This window comes from Flavihumibacter sp. ZG627 (assembly GCF_000814325.1).
Classification (GTDB): Bacteria; Bacteroidota; Bacteroidia; order Chitinophagales; family Chitinophagaceae; genus Flavihumibacter.
Map to the genome: position 1 here is coordinate 212860 of NZ_JPHF01000003.1, position 18674 is coordinate 231533.

Genomic DNA, 18674 nt, shown 5'->3' on the forward strand with positions numbered 1-18674 from the left:
ATTCAATTATATGTTAGCATGTTGCTGTTTTATTACCTGCCACAAAGCGTTGCATAGGAACAATACTGGCATTTTTCAATTTTGTTCGTTTGGTCAAATGGAATATCTGCATTGAATATTTCTTCGATCACAGGAACCAGTCCATCCATGGTATCTGCAACCATGGTGGCCACAGCGCCGTGATCGAGGGGATCATTACCTGAACTGGTGTCGCGAAAACGCCAGTCAAACTTTCCTGCATCCTTTCGCATATTCCTTACATCATAAAGGCCAGCTACTACCGGTATATCCGAATCGAACTGTTTCTTCAAAACATATGTGTAAAGAAAAGTTTGCAAGGCAGCTTTGTTTCTATCCCGGCCCTCCCGGTCAAAGAATGAGGATACGCCTTTAAAGTCCTTGGTATCTTTTCCCGTCTTATAATCTATTATACGGTAGATGCCATTTTTGATATCCACCCGATCAATGATACCTCCCAGTTTTATTTTCCAGGTTTCTCCCTTTATTAGTATGGGGATGGTGGTATCGAATCTTTCCTCCAGATTCCAGATCTGGAACGGCGCATATAGTTTATCGTTAGCCAATACTTCTTGTACATAGATGCGCACAACTTCACGGATCACCTTATAACTTCCGGAATACTCCACTTCAAAATCTGCATCACCTGCGAGGCATTCACCGAAGCCTCTTCCAATGGCCCAGGGCACCCATTGAAGCATTGTATCAATATCTGCTGGAAGCACGCATTTATCGCCAGCTTTGGATTCCTGTAAACGGATATATAAAAATTCAATAGCGCTATGCAGGATATTTCCCAACATACGTGCATCAATTTCATCCTGGAAATCTTCGGGCTCCTTGATGCCCACGAGGTTCTGGAAATAGAACCGAAGCCGGCATTCGAGATAGGTATTGATAGCAGAAGGGCTCAGTGCCGTTGCTGTATACTTACGCAGGCTCTGCAAAATGGCTGCATCTTTTTGTATAGTGATGGGATCCTTGGCCCGCGGAGCTATATCAAGCTGAACAACAGATCTGATGATCGGGATTTTCGTTTCATATTCCAGTTGAGTAAGAAAGCGGCTCTGCTCTCCCGTACCCTTATCGTCTATTGTATTGTTGTAAAGGCAGCGGACCGACTTGCTTCTCTGAAGGAGTCTATAAAATACGTAGGCGAAAATAGCATCCTGTTTCTCCATTACGCTCAGCCCATATGCTCGTCTTATACTATCCGGAATAAATGTTGGTGCCACTGCTTTTTTTGGAAGGGCACCTTCATTTACATTCAGCATTATTATATGGTCGAAATCAAGTCCCCGGCTTTCCAGCAATCCCATAACCTGCAAACCTTTGAGCGGTTCGCCTTCTAGTGGTACCGATTGCGCACGCAGTATATTCATCAGGGTTTCACCAATAAAGGATAGGCTAAGAGGATGGGTGAATTGCAGGAGTAGATCATGGAGGCGGTTGAGTTGCAGATATGTTGCGGTCAGCAGCTGTGCTTCAAGTGCCGCCATTACTGTGGTAGTGGTTTCCTTTGCCTGTATTTCGAGCACCAGTTTGATCAACGCAATTATATCAATCGGTTTTTCAACCACCTCCAGGATATGCTTAAGCCGCTTCTCTTCTATATGCATCCATTTTTCGCGGGGAATGGAAACGAGGCTTCTGCCATTGATTTCCGCTGCCAGGTTTATGGCATCAGTTACCTCATAGAGGTAGGGGTGCTGGAGCAACTGTAACAAGGGTTGATAATAAATCCTTTTGCCTTTGTTCTGGGCGAGGGATTCCTGTACTCGGATGATGATATGCACCAATGAAAAAACGGGTGATTGTGCCAGCCCATATCCCATAGTGATATTGATAAACGGAACTGAGGCGGGTAAAGCATGAAGTACTGGTAATAACTGTTTTTCATCACCCAGGAAAACGGCAACTCTTTCCGGGTTTTCCTTTATGTCGGGGATTGACTCAAGCAGTTGGGGCAATACCCTTACCTGTGCAGCATTACCTTCTGCTGCAATAATATGAATGGGTCGGACTGAATTGTTGATGCCGTTTGAAGTTGCTAATTCGTTGCCAAACAACTGCAGGTTTCGGCGAAGAAATAGTCCCGCTTCCTGCAAAGGATCCTCTGTATAATGGACATCTGCGTCGAAATAAAAAATCGCGAGGCCCTCGTCCTTCCACTTTTTGAAAAGTTGAAGCTCGGCGCGGTTAAGTGCATTGAATCCTATAAAGACAAGCTTCTCATAATTGCCGGGGAACTCTTTATTATCGTATGAATCCTTTACGAGGTTGCGATAGATGTTTCCGGTGGTGGTGAGATTTCTTTCTACAAGAAGGCTAGCGAATTTTTCAAAGATGGCGGGTAACTGCTGCCAGAGCTGTAAGAACTTTTCTTTTTGGCGGCTAAGTTTTTCCATGGAAAAATTCTTCCAGAATCTTTGCAGGTATTCTTTCTGTTCTTCGGTGAGGTAATCAAATCCCTGGTCAATGGCAGCAAGATCTGCCATGGTTGTATAGAGATCTTTATGGCTGATCACATTTGACTCCAGCTCGGTATAATCATTCAGTAGAATTTCGCCAAGGGAGAAGAATTTTTCATAGGTAGAAATGTTCGTGTCGCCGCTTTCCAGCATAACGGTGGCATAAGCTTCATACAACAGGAAAGACTGAAGTAATCTGTCGGCCGTAAGTTGGCGGGTAGAAAGCTGGATAAACTCGTGAATGGTCATGAGGTCGGGGCTCCATATGGGTCCGTCGATGAGGTTTCCCAGATGCTGCCGGAAATAAACCGAGGGACGCTTGTTGGGAAAAACCAGCGCAAGCCGACTGAGGTCTTTCCCGAATTTATTATATAGGTCAGTTGCTACTTCCTGAAGAAACATGTTGCTAACATTTATCATTAACCGAATAGTTGCCCCTGCTGTACTGCCAGTTGCGCAAGGGGTACCAGGGAACGGTTATACCCATAGTAAATAAAGGATCGAACGGAGGGATAGCCCATTTCCACAAGGAGGTCATGGTATTGCTGTAGTTGCCTTCCGTGTGAAGGAGAAGCCTCTTGCGTGAATTTAAAATCAAGCAGAATGGTTTCATTGGCACCTACCAGCACTTTATCGGGCCTTCTTACTGCGCCTCCTTTAAGCAGGATGGCTTTTTCATTAAGCGCTTCGTAACCGGCGCCGAACCAGTGGGCGAGTTGTTCATTTTCCAATGCCACCGCCACCCTCTCTTTTACGGCGGGTAGTAACTGTGTGGTTAGTTCACCATCCAGTTGCATTTTTTCCAGTGTAATATCTAATTCATCCAGCGTCTTTACTCTTGCTAATGCGAGGTGGGCAAGTTGCCCGATCTGTTGTTGTTCTGTTACTGCTGAATGAAGAAGTAGTTCCTGTGTTGCCGGCTCACGAAAATCCTGCAGCAAAGAGGCGTGTATGGTAACCGGATCAATGTGAATGCTTTCGGTTGAGATGTCTTTTTTCTCAACAGGCTCCACGATACCTTCCACGATCAGTTCTGATGCTGTGAATTGTTTGGCGTAATCTGTAAGGGTTGCAGGCAGGGTATATTCAGTGGGATGAAGGCACTGCCAAAGCAGGTCAGCAATAGTTTTCATTCCAACTTCATTGTCTTTTTTTACTGAAGGTGCCGGTGCCATAATATACATGGCCTGACGGGTACGTGTAAGCGCCACATACAACATGTTCAATGCATCCATTCTCGCCATCAACTGTTCTTCGAAATAATCATAGGCGAACCGGGTTTGATCGAGGTCTTTTTTCAAAAGAACAGGAACCCATTCAATACCCGATTCATCGGGTCCCCATTCTGACCAGAGCATACCTTTATCATTCGTGAGTTTCCAATCGGCATAAGGAATAATAACTACATCAAAAGCGAGACCTTTTGATTTATGGATCGTCATCACCTGGATAGCATTGGCCGCGGCTGACAATGGCAATGCTTTTTGCTCACCTTCTTCCTGCCACCATTGAAGGAATTCACGGATATCGGGTTTGCCCCTTGCACTTACATTATTTACCATATCCCGAAATGCAAGTATATAGGCCTGTTCGCTGGTCCAATGGTCAATACTAAAAATAGTGATAAGTTCTTCCACACACTCATAGAGTGCTGTTTGCAAAAGATATCTTTTCTTATGACGGAAAGCTTCCGGTAATTGCTGAAGCGCGTGGTTAAAATCTTTCCTGTACCAGTCGGTATTACTAATGTCAAGTCCCAGCCTTATTGCATTGGCCTGCACCAGTTCGGCGCGGGCCAGTTCATCCTTTTCATTGACCAGGAAACGAAGGGCGGCCACCAATAACTGGATGGCGGGGGATGCGTTCACCAAAAGCGCGTCAGCAGAAACGAGGCCATAACGGGCACGGGCTTCCGCTGATTGCTGGTATACCAGTAACAAATCTATCAGTCGCCGCGCATCGTTATTATTTCGGGTAAGGATGGTTATCTGTTCTGGCCTTATTCCTTTGTCGGTTATCAGTATGTCAATATGTTTGCATAGCCATTCATCGGCAGTGGGCTTCCATGAATTGGGAGAGCGGCTGTCTTCTTTCTGGAAGAACCTGATCTCTATATTGCCACCTGGCTTGGATGGCGAAGGAATTTGCTGGGTCGCATCCGCATATGCCTCGGCGATAATATTGAAGTATCCGTTTACATGCAGGCGGGCAAGTATGGCGCTATCCTGTACAACTGCCATTTCAACATTGAAATTTTCCTGCAGTAATAATGGGGCTATATGAAAAATGAAATTATTGACATGGATAATATTCTCTCTGCTCCGAAAGTTTTCTTTCAGGCTGGCATCCTTCACATTAGCAGCGCCGATATCTTTTTTCACCTGTTCCTGCAATAATCGCCAGTCGCCGCTGCGCCACCGATAGATCGACTGTTTCACGTCGCCCACTACCAGGTTGAAGTGACCTGTTGATACAGACTGTTCCACCAGTGGCCTGAAATTATCCCACTGAAATGTACTGGTATCCTGGAATTCATCGAGGAGGAAGTGCTGGTAGCGGTTACCAATTTTTTCGTATATAAATGGGGCATCATTATCACGAACCAGTTCGCGAAGCAATTGCTGTGTATCAGAAATCAGCAGGAGGTTATTATCTCTCCGGTAGTCTGCAAGCTGCGCTGCGAGCACTTGTAGCAGGCTCAGATTATTCAATTGACGCAATACAGAAAGGGCTGTACGGTATTCAACATTGTGTTGCTGGTAGTGTTGAATACATTGTGATAACAATTCATTGAGGGCTGGGTAGATAGCTTCCACCCGTGAAAGAACAGAGGCAGGAGTTGATTTTGTGGTCCATTTTTTAAGATCATCCACTGCTTCCAGGCAGCGGGCACCCGGGTTGAAATCTTTTTTATTCTCTATGCGATTGAAATAATTAATAAACCCGTTTTTCCCATAAGAAAAATCAGTTGCCTGCAATCCGCTATTCAATAGTATGGCATTGGCTTGGGCGGCAAACTCTTTCATGGGCGATTCCATTTCCTTGATAACCGCCTGTAGTTTTTTCTTCAGTGTTTCGAAAGCTTTTGAAGGCTGTTCGAGTTGCTGCATATTGGCTTCAAAGTGATGAAATCTCTCTTTGAAAATCTCACTGGCAAAGTCGAGCAGGGTAGAACGGAAATCCCAGCTTTCTCCATTTTCAATTCTGTCAATTGCGATCTGCTGCACCCATTGCAACAGCTCTTCGTTGGTTTCCAGTAATTCGAAGAGTCGGTCGGCAAGTTCCTCTTTCACGAGGTCCTGGTTCAACTGCAATTCGAATCCTGCATCCAGTCCGATTTCATAGGCGAAAGACCGTATCACCTGTTGTACGAAACTATCGATGGTACTAACGGAGAATTTCGCATAGTCGTGTAAGATAGTCCGGTAAATCCGGTCGGCCTGCAAGGCAAGTTGCTGACCTGAATTATAAGCGGGAAAGCGATCTTTTATAATGGTGGCATATCCTGTTTCTTCACCGAGGGCGATCTTTTTCAATTCACCGAGGATGCGGTGTTTCATTTCTTCGGTTGCCTTGTTGGTGAAGGTGACGGCGAGGATCTCGCGGTATTTTTCCGGCCTTTCAAATAGCAGGCAGAGGTATTCGGATGCCAGCAGGAATGTTTTGCCGGAGCCTGCGGATGCGCGATAAATATGGAGTGGTGGGGAGAAGCTTTCTTCTTTCATAATGCAGGTCAAACTTATTGATTTAAAAAGCTGTCAGCAACTATACCTTTGTGAAATGATGCACTGGAATAATTGCTTTTCGCATGGTCGGTTCGGCCAGGGATATATATCAGCGCAACCCCGCACACCATATGAACGTGATTTTGACAGGTTGATCTTTTCCGCTGCTTTCCGGCGTTTGCAGGATAAGACCCAGGTGTTTCCCTTACCCGGGCAGTGTTGGTACATAACCGCCTCACACATTCGCTTGAAGTGGCCAGTGTTGGTCGTTCATTGGGCAAGTTGGTTGGAGAGGGTTTGGTGGCTGCTGAGGGTACAAATTTAGATGCGGCGGCAAAGCATTTCTACGAAGCTGATCTCTCCAGTGTAATTGCCGCAGCCTGCCTGGCGCATGATATTGGCAACCCTTCTTTCGGGCATTCGGGTGAGGCCGCCATATCTTCTTATTTTATTCAGCATGGCGGAACTTTGTTAGATGACAAACCGCTTCACCAACATTTCAGTGAAGCGGAATGGAGCGACCTTACGCATTTTGAGGGCAATGCCAACGCTTTCCGGATATTGACACACCATTATGCCAACCGGCAAAAAGGAGGCTACCAGCTCACCTATAGTACCCTTGCGGCCATTGCCAAATATCCATGCGAATCACTGGCAAGCAATAAAGAGCAGTTACACATGAAAAAGTATGGCTTTTTCCAGGCCGATCGCAAGGCTTTTGAAGAAGTGGCTATGGCAGTTGGAATGCTAACACAATCAATTGATCCTCTGGCTTTTAAGAGACATCCCTTTGTGTACCTGGTGGAGGCGGCAGATGATATCTGTTACCGGGTGATCGATTGGGAAGATGCTCATCGTCTTGGTATCATTGACAGCAATACTGCCATTTCATTGTTTGTAGCATTGCTGGAAACGGCAGCTTCCAACCAGATGGAGCGGATCCATAAAACATTATTGGAACTGGAAAATGATCCACGTGAGCAGCTGGCCTACCTGCGTGCTAAATGCATCAATTTCCTTGCGTTAAGTTGCGTGGATAGTTTCATTGCGAACCGCAATGAGATACTCACAGGAACCTATAACCGATCTTTGATTGATGCGATAGAACCCGCTGCAGCAAAGGCTTTGGACGATATTAACCAGGTTACAGTGAAGAAGATCTATAACCATGAGACCGTGGTGAAAATTGAACTGGCGGGTTATGAGGTGATGAGTGCGCTGCTTGAATCTTTTATCCCGGCTGTGCTGCATGAGAGTGCCAGTCACCGCGAAAAAAAGTTACTCAGATTGCTGCCTCAACAGTATGTAGTGCCGGGTGGCAGCGGCTATGAAAAAGCGTTGTCGGTTATTGATTTCATTTCGGGGATGACCGATTCCTATGCCATGGAGCTGTATAAAAACCTGCGGGGTATATCCTTGCCTACGCATACATAATATATCTGGCCTGCATCAATCATTCCTCACTTCGGCGGGATTACCTTTTACGTCCATAAGTGGTTTCCATTTTGAACGTGGCTCGAAATGTTTCCAGAGCAGAGAGGAAAGTTTACGTTCCATCACCCAGCCCTCGTTGTCTGATTTCCAGCTGGTATCGGGTTGGTTTTTTGTAATGACAGAAAAGAGGTAGGGACCATGAGGAGCCATTACCAGCATGGTTATGCTGCGGGAAGCATCAACTGCGCCATTTTTTGACGCAACAAAGATTTCGGGTGGAATCATGGATATGGCTTCTTCATCCCAGTAATTTCTTCCCATAAGCCGGAGCATTCGTTCTGAAAGGGTATCGTTGATCATTTTGCGCTGATAAATCTGTTCCAGGAGCCGGACCATTTCCCGGGGGCTGGTTTGTCCCCACCCGTATTGCTCCCAGTGCCCCCGCCGGCCTTCAGTGCGGGAGTTTACCCTTGTGGCGGAATAGCCCATTGAGTCTAAGAGTTGGTTGATACGGGTTCCGGTTCCTGCCATTGATTGAAGCCAAAGGCTTGCGGTATTATCACTGGTTGTCATCATTAGCATCAGGACTTTGGCAAGTTGTATAGGTTCTCCTGATTTGAAGGAGCCAAGGATATCTTCTCCTGCATAGAGGAGGGAGTCATTATAAACAAGGGGTTGGTGGTATTGCAGCTCATTTTTGTGGATCTTATCCATTATGCCGATCATGATCGGGATCTTGACCATACTTGCGGTGGGGAAAAGGGTATCGGCGTTTATTTGGGCGCTCCTTCCTGATGGAAGATGTTTTACATAGATACCGACAGTACCCTTGAAACCCTCAACCAATGATTCAATGGCTTTCTGCAATTTCCGGTCCACCTGTGCCGCAGCGCCATTCGGGAGAATGATCCCAAGCAGAATCAAATGGAGGATAATCACCTTAAGGGCAGGAGAATAGCAGCCTGTTTTTAATCGTTTACTCATCGTTATTCTCATTTACGGTTGATTTGCAATCGTTTATCTATAGTATCCATTCTTTTCAATTTCTTCTCTCACTGGCTCCGGTACCAGGAAGCGGATATCCTTACGGCTCTTAATCTGTTGCCTTATTGCGGTTGCTGAGATATCGAGCATGGGTGCCTGCACATGGTGTATTCGGGCAGGAAGGTCTGTATTGACCGAAAATCCGGGGCGGGGATACACATAGAATTCCACTTCCGCCATAAGGGTGCTGGCATTCTTCCATTTGTGTAAATTTTGAAGTCCATCACTTCCCATTACCACGGCAAATTGGTGCTGGGGGAATTTTTCTGCCAGGTAGGTCAGGGTATCAATGGTGTAGGAGGGGCGGGGAAGGTGGAATTCAATATCGGAAGCTTTCAGGCACTCCACCCCATCAATTGCCTTCTGGACAAGATGTAAGCGGTGGTATTCATTGAGCAATCCAGCCGATGGCTTAAAGGGATTCTGGGGTGACACCACCAGCCATACCTGCTGCAGGTCGGTATTGGTTGCCATATGATTGGCAATGATACAGTGACCGGTATGGATGGGATTAAAGGAGCCGAAATAGAGACCAATTTTCATACGACAATATAACAAGGCTCCGCGAAAGGCACAAAAAAAGAGGTCAGGCGACCTCTTCTACGAATATATTCCGGGCTTCATCTAACCGCAGGCTCAGGTTATAACCCGATACCGTAATAGCGATAGGGTCACCCAGTGGGGCCTTTTGTTCAACCCTCACTCTTTCCCCGGGTACACAGCCCATTTCCATTAGTTTCAGGAAAATATCATTATTCTCAAAGCTTTTGATGATCACCGTGCGACCAACTCCTATATCAGACAATCGTTTCATCATAACTGCTTCAAAACTATGCTCTGCCATTGGAAATGTTTTACGATTTTTGGAAAGAATGGACAAAGCTACCGATATTATTCAGTTTCATTACCTGGTAAGCGATTTCCGCTTTACCCGTCGCCTTGATTGCAAGGCCTTCATCCAACAACTCTTCCGTAAAGAGAAACAACCATTGGAGTCAATTAGTTATATTTTTTGTAGTGACGAATACCTGCTGGAGATAAACCGCACCCATCTTAAACACGACTATTATACCGATATCATCAGTTTTGACCTTTCAGCACCCGGGGAACCTACTACAGCAGAGATTTATATCAGTATCGACCGGGTAAAAGAAAATGCACGAACCCATAATGAATCCTTCCAAAGGGAATTACATAGGGTAATTTTTCATGGAGCCCTCCATCTCTGTGGGTATAAGGATAAATCCGCTAAAGATGCGGCTTTAATGAGGAAGAAGGAGGAAGAGTGTTTGAAGGAATATATGGATGTTCCACGTGAAACCCGATCAAGCAAGAGGTAAGAAGTAAGATTTGGTTCTTAGTTCGAGTTAGGAATGTTTCACGTGGAACCCCCGAAGGGTAAGAGGTAGGAGGTAAGAGGTAACATTAGTGATAGAGGTTGTTATTTTAATCAATAGAGGTAACGCTGACCATTCCCTACCTTTGCAGCTTAAATCTTTTGGATGTTTCCAGTTTACGATGTTATTGTGGTGGGTGCTGGTCATGCCGGCTGTGAAGCGGCTGCGGCTGCGGCAAACATGGGTAGTAAGGTATTATTAGTAACCATGAATATGCAGACCATTGCCCAGATGAGCTGTAATCCGGCCATGGGTGGTATTGCCAAGGGCCAGATTGTGCGGGAGATCGACGCTCTAGGGGGGTATTCCGGAATTGTGAGCGATAAGAGCATGATCCAGTTCAGGATGTTGAATCGCTCAAAGGGACCGGCAATGTGGAGTCCCCGCTCCCAGAACGACCGGATGTTATTTGCCTCTACATGGCGGGAAATGCTGGAACAGACCCGTAATGTTGATTTTTACCAGGATATGGTGAAGGGACTTATTATTCGTGATGGCAGGGCTCAAGGGGTAATAACGGGATTAGGACACGAAATTACCTCCCGGGCAGTAGTCGTTACCAGTGGAACTTTTCTGAATGGTGTGATTCATATTGGCGAGAAAACATTTGGTGGCGGGAGGGTAGCAGAGAAAGCAGCTACCGGCATAACAGAACAATTGGTTGAGCTTGGCTTTGAAGCAGATCGTCTCAAAACAGGTACTCCTCCACGGATTGATGGCAGGAGCCTGGATTATTCACGAATGGAAGAGCAGCCCGGGGATGATACAATAGTGGGCTTCTCTTACCTGGATGTAGACACCATTAAACCCTCCCAACAGCGAAGCTGCCATATTACCTATACGAATAACAAAACCCATGAACTCCTGAAGACGGGTTTTGACAGGAGTCCTATGTTTACGGGCAGGATCGAAGGGGTAGGTCCACGGTATTGTCCCAGTATTGAGGACAAGATCAATCGTTTTGCCGATCGTGAAAGGCACCAGATCTTTGTAGAACCGGAAGGTTGGAATACGGTTGAGATCTATGTAAATGGATTTTCCACCTCCCTTCCGGAAGATGTACAATACAAGGCACTAACTTCTATACCCGGATTTGAGAACGCCCGTATGTTCCGCCCGGGTTATGCCATCGAATATGATTTCTTCCCCCCAACACAACTTACTTATACACTGGAGACCAAAAGGATTTCAAATCTGTTTTTTGCGGGACAAATAAACGGCACCACCGGATATGAAGAAGCGGCCTGCCAGGGACTCGTAGCTGGAATGAATGCGCACCTGAAATCGAGGGAAGAAGCTCCTTTCATTCTCAAGAGAAGTGATGCATATATTGGTGTACTGGTAGATGACCTGATCAGCAAGGGCACAGAAGAACCTTACCGCATGTTTACGAGCAGGGCAGAGTTCCGTACACTCTTAAGGCAGGACAATGCCGACCTACGCCTCACAGAAATGAGTTACCGCTTGGGTCTGGCCTCCCAGGAAAGAATGGATGGGGTCATTGCCAAAAGAGAAGGTACGGAAGCCGTTAAAAAGATCTTGCTGGAATTTGCTGTAGAACCTGAAGAAGCAAATGCCTTTCTCGAATGGAACCAGTCGGCTGCACTCACCCAAAAACAGCGGGCATCCCAATTACTTCTCCGTCCAAATATAGGGTTGACGGAAATGATAAAATCCATTCCCCGCCTGGCCGCTGCTATGGAAGGCCAGCGAACTGATGCTTTGGAACAGGCCGAAGTACAACTTAAATACGATGTATATATCGGAAAAGAAAAGGAGCTGGTAGAAAGAATGAACCAGATGGAATCATTGGAAATTCCTGATGCATTTGATTATACTCGCGTGGCTGCTATCAGCAATGAAGCAAGGGAAAAACTTAAGAAGATCCGTCCACGTACACTAGGCCAGGCAAGCCGTATCAGCGGGATCAATCCCAGTGATGTACAGATCCTGATGGTGTATATGGGAAGATAAAAAAACGAACAGAAAGAAAGTCCGGATCACTTGATATTATCTCCTGTTTCCTGTCTTTCGATCTGCCCGCTTTACTTGGTTCTACAGATTATGCCATCACGCGCGAACGATCGGCCTGTTGAACGGGTATCTTTTTACCTATTAGTTTCTCAATATCACGTATATACGCTTTTTCTTCCCTGTCGCAGAAAGAATAGGCAGTTCCACTTGCACCCGCTCTACCGGTACGGCCTATGCGATGTACATAGGATTCTGGTATATTAGGTACTTCAAAATTGATAACATATGCAAGGGAATCAATATCAATTCCACGGGCAGCAATATCCGTAGCAACCAGTGCACGGATCCTGCCTTCCTTGAAATTATTAAGTGCCTGTTGGCGTGCCCCCTGTGATTTATCACCATGGATAGCCGCAGCTGATATACCAGACCTTAAAAGGTGTTTGGCAACTTTATCGGCTCCATACTTTGTACGGGTGAAAACCAGAACTGAAGGTATCTTTTCTGTTTCTATCACCTTGATCAGCAGGTCACGTTTATCGTCTTTTTCAACATGGAAAACTTTCTGCATGATGAGGTCGGCGGTTGATGAAACCGGATCAACTGCAATGCTTTCGGGAGATGTGAGGATAGTATCTGCGAGCTGCCTGATCTCTTTTGGCATGGTAGCCGAAAAGAAAAGGGTTTGCCTATGCCGTGGAATAACTTTTATCACTTTACGAACATCATGAATAAAGCCCATATCAAGCATACGATCGGCCTCATCAAGAATGAAGTAACGGAGATGCTCAAGCGAAATAATCCTTTGCGTTATAAGGTCGAGTAAACGACCTGGCGTTGCAATAAGGATATCCACACCCCGGCGGAGTGCTTCTACCTGTGGAACCTGTGAAACACCACCGAAAACGGTCATGCTGCTGAAACCTAGGTATTTTCCATAATTTCGGAAACTTTCTTCCACCTGGATGGCGAGTTCACGTGTTGGAGTGAGTACAAGCACCTGGATACCGCGAAAATTCTTTCCTGATTGTTTGTCCTCCAGCAGAAGCTGCAGAACGGGGATTGCAAAACCTGCTGTTTTACCGGTGCCGGTTTGGGCACAGGCGAGGAGATCCTTACGTTTCAATACGACGGGGATAGCTTTCTCCTGGATAGGGGTTGGCTGGGTATAACCAGCATCGGTCAAAGCCTTTAAAACGGGCTCTATGACCGCTAATTGCGAAAAATTCAAGACAAAAATATTTTAATTAATAAATCGGTAAGGCTAACAGTTGGGATGTTACTTTACCCGCCTTACATACGAACCAAAAGATGCGAAGGAGGAGTTTCGCGATACAGCGGGAGCGATGTTAAGAATTGCAAACCTACAAAAAATAATTTATAAATAAGCTTAACAGGGTACCCGCGGCTCTTAACGCCGCGGGCTAACCGAAAAGTTTATATAAGTCCAGCCGCCCTGCTGATCTCCAGCATACGATCGATCGGCTTCTTTGCAGCCAGGCGGAGGGATTCATCCATGAGTATCTCAGGAACTTCATATTCCATGCAGAGATAGAGTTTTTCGAGGGTGTTGAGTTTCATGTATGGACAATCATTGCAGGCGCAACTATTATCGGGAGGAGCGGGAATAAAAGTTTTATCTGGACTTGATTTCTGCATCTGGTGCAAAATGCCCGTTTCCGTGGCTACAATGTACGATCGGGCATCATCCTGCTGTGTATACTTCAGGAGCTGCGTTGTGCTCCCTATGAAGTCCGCAATGCGTAATAAAGGGTCTTCACACTCCGGGTGAGCAATCAGTTTTGCTTCCGGGTGTCTTATTTTGAGTCGTGTTATTTTTTCGAGGCTGAATATTTCATGCACTATGCAGGCACCGTTCCAGAGAAGCATATCCCTCCCCGTTTGTTTTATCAGCCAGGCACCGAGGTTTTTATCGGGAGCAAAGATGATCTTCTGATCGGCGGGTAAACTCTCAATAATTTTCTGCGCATTACTGCTGGTGCAGATGATATCGCTAAGAGCTTTAATATCGGCGGTGCAGTTGATGTAGGAGATCACCACATGATCCGGATGTTTCTCTTTGAAAGCGCGGAAGAGATCGGCGGGGGCTGAATCTGCAAGAGAGCATCCTGCTTTCAGGTCAGGCAGAACAACTTTTTTTGTTGGGTTGAGGATCTTCGCTGTTTCGGCCATGAAGTGAACGCCGGCAAAAACAATCATATCGGCAGTTGTTTTTTCCGCCTGTTGAGCCAAACCAAGACTATCGCCGATATAATCGGCAACATCCTGGATATCCGGTTCCTGGTAGTAGTGTGCAAGTACGATTGCATTTTTTTCTTTTTTCAATCGCTCAATCTCGTGGAAAAGATCCATTGTGGGATCTATTTCAACATCAAGAAATCCTACCTGGCCAATATTTGTTTTAGCATTTTCAATGTTGATAACTGACATAATAAATACTATAATAAATTATTTATAAAATAAACCTATTACTATTAGGGCTGTGGATATGGGGATAAGAAAATAATAATCACTTGGTTATACCAAAAGTAATAGCTTATCCACAGTAATCCACAAAATTCAAACAATAAAACTCCGCCATGCTATTGAACTTTATATGCTTGTCAACAGCTGTGGATGAAAAACATACTGTACAAAATTTTTGATACCCTCCTGTTAATGGAGCGGGTATAAACCGGCTGTTGTCAAGACGAGTTGGAAGGGTAATAGGGTTGGTTGGTAATTGTTAGCATATTCTCCCCCGCATCGGAATAGAAAAAGTGGCTTTATCCACTAAAAAGAGGGTGTATTAACAAACCGTTGTGAAAACAGGTTTCACAGAAAACAAGCTAATGCAAAACGAATGCCTGTGAATGAGTGTGCCGGCAGTTTATGTTTTTATATTGGCATGTGTATAAGCCGTGGAACTACCGCGAGCTTAGGACGCTTTCCCTGAAATGCAGATATGCAGCGAATTACAGCCGCTTTTCCACAATTTGTTCATATGGCGAATTTCCTTATTTTCGCTCCTCATTTTTGGATAACTATATAATATACTAATTAAGAAGAATCATGTCGATCATTCAGACTATCAGGGACAAGGCAGCGTGGCTGGTATTTATTGTAATTGCGCTGAGTTTATTAGGATTCCTGCTTATGGACGCATTTGTTGGCGGCAGCGGCCGTGGAATGTTTGGTGGTAACAGCACCACTATAGGGACAGTTAATGGGAAAGATGTTGATTATGTAGCATTCCAGAAGCGGATTAGCCAGGTTGAGACACAATACCAGCAAAGCGGGTATCCCCTTAACGAAATGATGCGTCAGAATATCCAGGAGCAGGTTTGGAACCAGATGATCGAAGAAAATGTTCTTTCAACTGAATATAAGAAACTGGGTTTGAAGGTTACTCCAAAAGAACTTGATGATATGCTCTTCGGTGCTAATCCTCCGCAGGACCTTCGTCAGCAGTTCACTAATGAGCAGGGTATCTATGATGCCAATGCTGCAAAGGCTGCCATTGCCAACCTGCGTTCGCAGAAAGACAACCCGATGGCGGAAAATTTCAGCAACCAGTATCTGCCTGCACTCGTAGATGCCCGCCTTCGCGAAAAATATGCATCCCTGATTGGCAACACCTATTATGTTCCAAAGTGGATGAGTGAAAAAATGATCGCCGACAATAGCCAGATGGCTGCCATCAGTTATGTTTCCATACCATATACTACTATAAGTGATAGTACGGCCGAAGTAAAAGTTTCGGATTCGGATATTAGCGCCTACCTCAATGATCACAAAGAAGAATTTAAACAGGAAGCAAGTCGCAGCATTAGTTATGTAAGTTTCAGTGCGGCTCCTACCACTGCTGATTCAGCAGCTGTATTTACAACACTTGCCAACCTGAGAGGCGAATTTGAAACAGCAACCGATCCTGCCGCTTTCCTGGTTAGGAATAATAGTGAGATACCTGTTTATGATGGATATGTTCTTCGTTCCAAGATGCAGGTTCCCAATGCTGATACTATTCGTTCCCTTTCTGAAGGATCTGTTTATGGTCCATATATAGATGGGGGAAATGTGGTGCTGGCAAAAATGATAGCAAAGCGCAATATGCCCGACAGTGTGAAAGTTCGCCATATACTTGTGAGTACTCAGGCCGGACTTTCAGACAGCATAGCTAAAGTAAAGATCGATAGTATACAAGGGGCAATACGCGCCGGTGCAAGTTTTGCTGCGCTTGCTGCCCAGCTGAGTGATGACCAGGGAAGCAGGGATAAGGGTGGTGAATATGATTTTGGTTCGCAACAATTCGGAACGCTTGCAAGGGAATTTGCGGAAGCAATCTTTTATGGCAATACCGGAGATAAAAAAGTGGTGAAAACAGAATTCGGGTATCATTATATTGAGATACTCAACCAGAAGAATTTTGAACCGGCTTATAAGGTTGCATACCTTAGCCGTTCTATTTTGCCGAGTGTGGAAACAGAGAATACAGCATCGGGAGCAGCCAACCAGTTTGCAGGTGAAAGCCGCACAGCAAAAGCATTTGAAGAGTCTGTTACAAAAAGCAAACTCACTAAAATGTCTGCAACTGATATCAAACCAAATGATATGATGGTTGCCGGACTTGGATCGAGCCGTCAGCTTGTTCGTTGGGTAAATGAGGCGGGTGTGGGTGAGGTATCAGAGCCATTCAACATTGATGATAAGTATGTGGTTGCCATGGTAACTGAAATTAATGAAGAAGGTTTGATGAGTGTTGCCAAAGCAAGACCACAGGTAGAGTTCATTTTACGCAATAAGAAAAAAGCAGATGTTATTACTAAAAAGATCGGATCCGTTTCAAGTCTGGAGGCTGTGGCTACCAGTACCCAGCAGATGGTGATGCGTTCAGATAGTGTTCGTTTCGCATCCCCTTTTATTCCTAATGTGGGACAAGAGCCAAAAGTGATTGGTGCAGCTTTCAATAAAGCAAATCAGGCCAAGGCTTCTGCACCCATTTCGGGTAATGCTGCTGTTTATGTTATCAAAACTGAAAATATCAGTGCCGTATCAGATGGCGGACTGAATGCTGATGAGCAGCGCAAGGCGATGATGCAGCAAATGGGTCAGGCATCCGGTTTCCGCGCTGTTGAGGCACTTCGTAAATCGGCTAAGGTAAAAGACCAGCGTTCCAAATTCCTGTAGTAAAGGTGTCTGACACATGTTCGGGTGACGTTCGAACAAGTTGCGAACATGTGTCAGACACTTAACCTGATAGCGGGCCTCATGGGCTCGCTTTTTTGTTTTGTCGTAACTTCGCGATGTAGAATATTAAAACAAGAAGTATGAGCGAAGTGATCGTGAATAAAGTGGCTGAAAGCGGTTTGATCAGTCTTGACCTGGAGAACTATTATCCAAGGCAGGAGATCGCGGTGTTTGATATGAAGGATCATCTTTTCATGGGATTGATCCTGAAGGAGAAGGATTTTCGCGAGGCTATGAAACAATATGACTGGGCCCAGTTCAAGGACAAATACCTTGCTGTTACCTGCAGTGCAGACGCAATTATTCCTGTTTGGGCTTATATGCTGGTTGCGGCCGCGGCCGGAGCCTATGCAAGAGATATTTTTCTGGGAACGGCAGCCGAATTTCACAAAGAACTTTTCCTGAGAAATCTTCGCGCTATAGATGCGACCGAATTTGCAGACAAAAGAGTTGTGGTCAAGGGATGTGGCGAAACACCTATTGGTGATTTTGCTTACCTCGAGATCACCCGCCTGTTGCGCCCGGTGGCGAAGACCATCATGTATGGAGAGCCTTGCAGTACGGTACCTGTTTTTAAAAAACCCGTCTGACGCCTGTCAGGACGGATGTCAGACGAGTAATTGCGCGCGCTCCATATCTTCGGGGGTATCTATGTTGACGCCCATATAGCCGGTCACCACCATTTTTAGGGGGATACCATATTCGAGGTAGCGCAGGCATTCGATTTTTTCGGCGGCTTCAAGCGGTGTCATCGGCCATTGAGTAAAATTCAGCAGCGCCTGTTTCCGGTAAGCATAAACGCCAACATGTTCATACCAGGTGATGGGAGGGTCAACACTTCGGGGATAGGGTATGGGGCTCCTGCTGAAAAGGAGGGAGTTCATATTTCTATCAACAACCACCTTCACCACATTCGGGTTATTTATGGATGCTTCTTCATGGAGTTCCTGCATCAGGGAGCCCACCTGCACAGCCGGATCCCTGAAAACATCAAGCAGTTTAGCGAGTGGTTCTTTCTTCACGAAGGGCATGTCGCCCTGTACATTCAGGATGATATCAACGTCCATATCAATAATGATCTCGGCAATGCGGTCGCTTCCACTTTCATGTTCTTTGGTACTTCGTCGAACCATCCCGCCGATACTACTTATCTCATCGTAAATAATATCACTGTCAGTTACAACCGATACTTCGTCAAAGAGTCCGGTTGCCAGTGTATTCTCATAGGCGCGGCGGATCACGGTTTTATCGCCCAGCATTTTCATCAGCTTACCCGGAAAGCGGGTAGCGGCATAACGCGCAGGGATCATTGCAATGGTTTTGCCCATCTTAAAGATTTTGAAATAAACAAAGATAGAGATTGC

At 45.6% G+C, this 18674-nt stretch carries 13 protein-coding genes; 5 read left to right on the forward strand and 8 right to left on the reverse strand.

The genetic code is table 11. From position 1 onward, the window contains the following. Window positions 1-32: 32 nt before the first annotated feature. Together HY58_RS07810 and HY58_RS07815 are read right to left on the reverse strand one after the other, a co-directional pair. Window positions 33-2891 carry a PD-(D/E)XK nuclease family protein gene (locus tag HY58_RS07810; protein ID WP_172644621.1) on the reverse strand — a complete coding sequence of 953 codons (2859 nt, stop codon included), beginning with the start codon at window positions 2889-2891 and terminating at the stop codon, window positions 33-35. A 17-nt stretch (window positions 2892-2908) separates the two neighbouring features. Then, entirely contained in the window at window positions 2909-6214 is a 3306-nt protein-coding gene (locus HY58_RS07815) for an exodeoxyribonuclease V subunit beta (RefSeq protein ID WP_039130259.1), read from the reverse strand. Between the two features lie 219 nt (window positions 6215-6433). Between HY58_RS07815 and dgt the strand changes: the two genes are divergently transcribed. Then, entirely contained in the window at window positions 6434-7648 is a 1215-nt protein-coding gene (gene dgt, locus HY58_RS07820) for a dGTP triphosphohydrolase (protein WP_216593784.1), read from the forward strand. 15 nt (window positions 7649-7663) lie between these two features. Here dgt and HY58_RS07825 read toward each other — a convergent pair whose 3' ends face one another. Genes HY58_RS07825 through HY58_RS07835 form a run of 3 tightly spaced genes read right to left on the reverse strand, consistent with a single transcriptional unit; the run spans window position 7664 to window position 9536 of the window. Next, on the reverse strand, window positions 7664-8644 hold the full coding sequence (locus tag HY58_RS07825; protein ID WP_253271524.1) for a serine hydrolase: 981 nt from the start codon (window positions 8642-8644) through the stop codon (window positions 7664-7666). 21 nt (window positions 8645-8665) lie between these two features. Further along, complete coding sequence (gene nadD, locus HY58_RS07830) at window positions 8666-9235, reverse strand: nicotinate (nicotinamide) nucleotide adenylyltransferase (RefSeq protein WP_039130262.1); 570 nt, start codon at window positions 9233-9235, stop codon at window positions 8666-8668. 43 nt (window positions 9236-9278) lie between these two features. Further along, window positions 9279-9536: a FeoA family protein gene (locus HY58_RS07835; protein WP_253271525.1), complete on the reverse strand. Its 258-nt coding sequence runs from the start codon at window positions 9534-9536 to the stop codon at window positions 9279-9281. 28 nt (window positions 9537-9564) lie between these two features. On the opposite strand from HY58_RS07835, the gene ybeY reads away from it, so the two are divergent. Beyond that, on the forward strand, window positions 9565-10032 hold the full coding sequence (ybeY, locus tag HY58_RS07840) for an rRNA maturation RNase YbeY (RefSeq protein ID WP_039130264.1): 468 nt from the start codon (window positions 9565-9567) through the stop codon (window positions 10030-10032). Window positions 10033-10194: 162 nt separating this feature from the next. After that, window positions 10195-12063, forward strand: coding sequence for a tRNA uridine-5-carboxymethylaminomethyl(34) synthesis enzyme MnmG (gene mnmG / locus HY58_RS07845; RefSeq protein ID WP_039130266.1), 1869 nt, complete (start codon window positions 10195-10197; stop codon window positions 12061-12063). Between the two features lie 88 nt (window positions 12064-12151). On the opposite strand, the gene HY58_RS07850 is transcribed toward mnmG, so the two are convergent. Together HY58_RS07850 and nadA are read right to left on the reverse strand one after the other, a co-directional pair. Next, a complete protein-coding gene (locus tag HY58_RS07850) occupies window positions 12152-13294 on the reverse strand; it encodes a DEAD/DEAH box helicase (protein ID WP_052323941.1) in 1143 nt (380 codons plus the stop codon). Between the two features lie 206 nt (window positions 13295-13500). Beyond that, window positions 13501-14514: a quinolinate synthase NadA gene (gene nadA, locus HY58_RS07855; protein ID WP_039130268.1), complete on the reverse strand. Its 1014-nt coding sequence runs from the start codon at window positions 14512-14514 to the stop codon at window positions 13501-13503. A 621-nt stretch (window positions 14515-15135) separates the two neighbouring features. On the opposite strand from nadA, the gene HY58_RS07860 reads away from it, so the two are divergent. Together HY58_RS07860 and HY58_RS07865 are read left to right on the forward strand one after the other, a co-directional pair. Continuing rightward, entirely contained in the window at window positions 15136-17250 is a 2115-nt protein-coding gene (locus HY58_RS07860; RefSeq protein WP_039130270.1) for a SurA N-terminal domain-containing protein, read from the forward strand. 140 nt (window positions 17251-17390) lie between these two features. Next, complete coding sequence (locus HY58_RS07865) at window positions 17391-17900, forward strand: DUF2480 family protein (RefSeq protein WP_039130271.1); 510 nt, start codon at window positions 17391-17393, stop codon at window positions 17898-17900. Between the two features lie 18 nt (window positions 17901-17918). On the opposite strand, the gene HY58_RS07870 is transcribed toward HY58_RS07865, so the two are convergent. Then, window positions 17919-18638, reverse strand: coding sequence for a 3-deoxy-manno-octulosonate cytidylyltransferase (locus tag HY58_RS07870; protein WP_039130274.1), 720 nt, complete (start codon window positions 18636-18638; stop codon window positions 17919-17921). Window positions 18639-18674 lie beyond the last annotated feature (36 nt).

What these genes read in the sequence shown, in the direction of transcription:
- nadD (WP_039130262.1), bottom strand. Translation starts at nt 9,235, where the DNA reads ATGAAAATTGGTCTCTATTTCGGCTCCTTTAATCCCATCCATACCGGT.
- HY58_RS07815 (WP_039130259.1), bottom strand. Translation starts at nt 6,214, where the DNA reads ATGAAAGAAGAAAGCTTCTCCCCACCACTCCATATTTATCGCGCATCC.
- mnmG (WP_039130266.1), top strand. Translation starts at nt 10,195, where the DNA reads ATGTTTCCAGTTTACGATGTTATTGTGGTGGGTGCTGGTCATGCCGGC.
- ybeY (WP_039130264.1), top strand. Translation starts at nt 9,565, where the DNA reads ATGGACAAAGCTACCGATATTATTCAGTTTCATTACCTGGTAAGCGAT.
- HY58_RS07835 (WP_253271525.1), bottom strand. Translation starts at nt 9,536, where the DNA reads ATGGCAGAGCATAGTTTTGAAGCAGTTATGATGAAACGATTGTCTGAT.
- HY58_RS07865 (WP_039130271.1), top strand. Translation starts at nt 17,391, where the DNA reads ATGAGCGAAGTGATCGTGAATAAAGTGGCTGAAAGCGGTTTGATCAGT.
- HY58_RS07825 (WP_253271524.1), bottom strand. Translation starts at nt 8,644, where the DNA reads ATGAGAATAACGATGAGTAAACGATTAAAAACAGGCTGCTATTCTCCT.
- nadA (WP_039130268.1), bottom strand. Translation starts at nt 14,514, where the DNA reads ATGTCAGTTATCAACATTGAAAATGCTAAAACAAATATTGGCCAGGTA.
- HY58_RS07810 (WP_172644621.1), bottom strand. Translation starts at nt 2,891, where the DNA reads ATGTTTCTTCAGGAAGTAGCAACTGACCTATATAATAAATTCGGGAAA.
- HY58_RS07870 (WP_039130274.1), bottom strand. Translation starts at nt 18,638, where the DNA reads ATGGGCAAAACCATTGCAATGATCCCTGCGCGTTATGCCGCTACCCGC.
- HY58_RS07860 (WP_039130270.1), top strand. Translation starts at nt 15,136, where the DNA reads ATGTCGATCATTCAGACTATCAGGGACAAGGCAGCGTGGCTGGTATTT.